Raw genomic sequence first — 3,675 nt, forward strand, 5'->3', positions numbered from 1 at the left:
ATCATTAGCAACAGTTTCAGTTTTAGTATTATCTACTTCTAAATAGAACTTATTAATATTATATGGATGTTCTTTAGTTTCAAAACTATTAAAGGCATCTTGATTATTAACTGCTTTAATACTTTGATTAATTTGTGGCATTTGATGAATTTTTAAATTATTAAATTCATCATTATTAAATTGATAACTTAATTCTTCAATTAAGTAAGTTGTTCCTTCATCTAAGCCATCAAAACTAAATTCAACAGTTGCATTATTTGCATCTGTCGGTATTAAAGTAACTTCTTTTTCACTTACAACATTAGTTTCACTATTTTTAATTTTTAGTTTAACTTTAGCATTATTACCATCTGCTAATGTTTTGTCAAAGAATCCATCACTGGTTGTTAGATTTAATTTAATTGTAGCATTATTAACTGTAGAAGTATATTCTTGATTTAATGATACTTGTGTTTCAACTGGTGAAATAATTAATTCTTTATTATCTTGTGATAAATCAGTTAAATTTAATTTTGCTAAATCAAGATTATCATAATCAGTTTGATTTTCTAAATTAGTAATTTTATTTTCTTTACCAACAAAGATTTTTTCAAGAATTAATTTATTATTGGATTTAACTTTGGTTTTATCAATCTCAATATTAATTTTATTATTTGTTTGATCTTTGGTTGCTATTTCTGAAAGAATATAATTACCATTTAAATCTTTATAAAGCGCTCTAAATTTAGCATCGCTATCATTAAATCTTGTGTTAGTTAAATCATAACTAGCATTAATATTAGAACTAATATTATAACTTGCTTCTTTAGTTACATTAGTTATTTTTAAATCGTTAGAACCAATAGAAGCTTCGTTTCCTGATAATAAATTATTATTATCAGTAGTATTAATAGGCTCAACAGCTAATGAAGGTTTATTTACAAATTCTATTTGTTTAATTTTATAGTTATGATCAACTTTAGCTCCAGGAATTATAAATTTAATTTGTTTATTTGGCTTAATAGTTCCAAATATTGTTTGTTCTTGATTAGTTGTTTCATTAACAATTGTAATTTTTAAATTGTTATTAGCACTATCATTAGTTTGAATAACATCACTAGGATCGGTATATGCTAAAGTTACAACTGATTGATCTAAGTTTGAACTATTTTGATCAAAAATTGGATTAGCACTAAATGAAACTGAAGTGTTTGGTTTAATATAAAACTTAAGAAGATCATTAATAATAGAATTATTATTTTGAGCATCATTAACAATATCACCATTTTCATCGTAGATATTAACAAGAGTATAATGACGATTTTGTTTTAAATTAGCAAGTGTTGCAGTTGATAAACTAAAGCTATGCATTAGTTTCTCATCTTTTGTACTAATTGTATTAAATGTTAAGTCAACTAAAGCAGTTTCAATTTGATTATTAAGATCATCTTTAAATTTTAATTTAAGTTTTTTATTATATAGAGCTTTAGGATAACGATCAATTGTTAATTGAATAGTTAAATCACTATTTGTATTATCAAGTGCTTTAGTTTTATCAGTTTCACCAGTTCAACTAATAGCGCTAAAGTTAAATGGACTTGTAGCTACACTTTGATCTACTGTTTTTAATAAAATAGGTCTATTTCTTTTATCTTGAGTTTCACTATATGAAGTTATATTAAGCTCATTAGGTAAATTAGTAGTTAGATCATAATCTAATTGAAGTGAAATGTCATAATTTTGACCTTCTTCAACCTTATTTTTAACTTCATTATCAGTTAGATTAGCTCAATTAAAGTCATAATCTACAATATCAAAACTAAATTCAACAATATATTCATTTTGGTTACTTTGAATTTTATCATTAGTTATAACATCTGTTCCAACAAAAACATAACTTTGATTATTTTGTCTATTTTTTGGAGTTAATGTTACTTTAAATTTAGGTTTATCATTATCATTAGCTGCGCTAGCCGCTATTTTAGCTAATGGAACTCATAATTGATCTTCTGAACTAATTCTATATTTAACTTTAAGTTTATTATTTTCTTGTTTAGTTTCAATTAATTCTGCACTAGTTTGTCCTGCTTGTGTACTAAAATTAGCATATTTGTTATAACTACTAATATCACTAGATTGAATTTGTTTTTCATGTTCTTTAGTCGTGATATTAGAATAAACATAGTATTGTAAATTAGAATATTTTCTATTAGGCACTAAATTATTTAAAATAATTTTTCTATTACCAGTAAGATTATTACCAAATAATGCAATATTATCATGAGTAATTCGCATTTCAACCAAGCTATTAGTTTCGTTTGTGTTTGAACCAAATTCTTGAGTATATTTAGCCTGTTCATAAACAGTATTAACATCGATATTTCTATGTTTATAACTAATACTTAATTCGTGATTTTGAGTTGAATCTATACTGTTAGTTGATATATCATTTCCATTAAATACTGGATTATGTCCAAATGTATAGTATAAATTAGAATTACCTTCTGAAGCTTTAAGAGTATATTCAACTAATCCTCCAAGAGCCTTAATTGGATTAGTGAATTTAAATTTCTGGAATTGAGTTTGAATATTAAATTCATCATTTTCAACTACTATAGTTATTTTAGTAAGATCATTATATGTTACATTTTTAGCTATTGTAGTTGCGCCTAATTCAATATTATTAGAATCGATTGGAAGTTCTTTTATTTCGGTTTGATTAGCGAATTTTCATTTTAAAATTAATGAATTATTATTTTTTGATAAAACATGATCTTCATCTTGGAAATATAAAATAATTGTTTTAGTTGTATAAGGTTGTAATACATTGCTTAAATCAGATTTAATTAATCTTAATGGAGAAACTGAAGTTTTAACACTTGTTTTTTGAATTGAATTTTGTAATTGGAATCTTCTTGCAAATTTTGCATTAGTTTGCGCATTTGTTTTATCAAAAGCAGGAACAGAAGAGTAATAAATTTCGTGTAAACGGTAAGTTGTATTACCCAATAAAATTCCTTGAGTATCTCCATTTTCTAATGTTAATCTGTTATTTGCTGCATCAAATACAACATCTAAATAATGATCATTATTATCATCATCTGTAAAATGAGCAACCATTTTAACGTCGTTAAATGCATTTGCATTTATTCCATTAACATCATATGTAAATTGAAGTTTTCTAGTTTTAACAGTAGCATTATTAACTGTTTTTGTAATTTCACTTAAAGGATTGATCTCACTTAATGTTAATTTTGGATTACTAATTCGAACATCACTAGTAATTAATTTATTTGTAGAAGCTTGATCTTGGATATCGAATGCAGCAAGAGCTACTTTATTATTAAATTCTAATTTAGTAATTCTATATTCGCTATCAAAACGAGGATTATCAATTTCGATATTAATTGTTTTTTTACCGTTTACATTAGTAAATGTATTGGAAGTAATACGAGCTGTTGCATTTGTATTTTCACCATCTTGAATCTCGATTAATAAATTAGTAATATCACTATCTTGTAAACTGTTATCAGGATCGTCAATAGTTAAAGTAAGAATTTGTTTATTAATTTTATCTTTAGTAAGAGCATCAGCAAAATTTAATGGGTTAGCAGTTACAAGTTTAATAGGATTTGATGCCTTAACTTTAAATTCACCTTGAATAGATGTATTATATTCATCTTCTCAATTTGTTCA

Annotated in this window: 1 protein-coding gene; it reads right to left on the reverse strand. The window is 24.7% G+C overall.

Annotated elements, in window-relative coordinates; all coding sequences use genetic code 4:
• A partial coding sequence (locus tag T403_RS04530; protein WP_033161498.1) for a hypothetical protein occupies window positions 1-3,675 on the reverse strand: 3,675 nt, incomplete at both ends.

The organism is Mycoplasma collis ATCC 35278, assembly GCF_000701825.1.
In the GTDB taxonomy this organism is placed as follows: Bacteria; Bacillota_I; Bacilli_A; order Mycoplasmatales; family Metamycoplasmataceae; genus Mesomycoplasma_A; species Mesomycoplasma_A collis.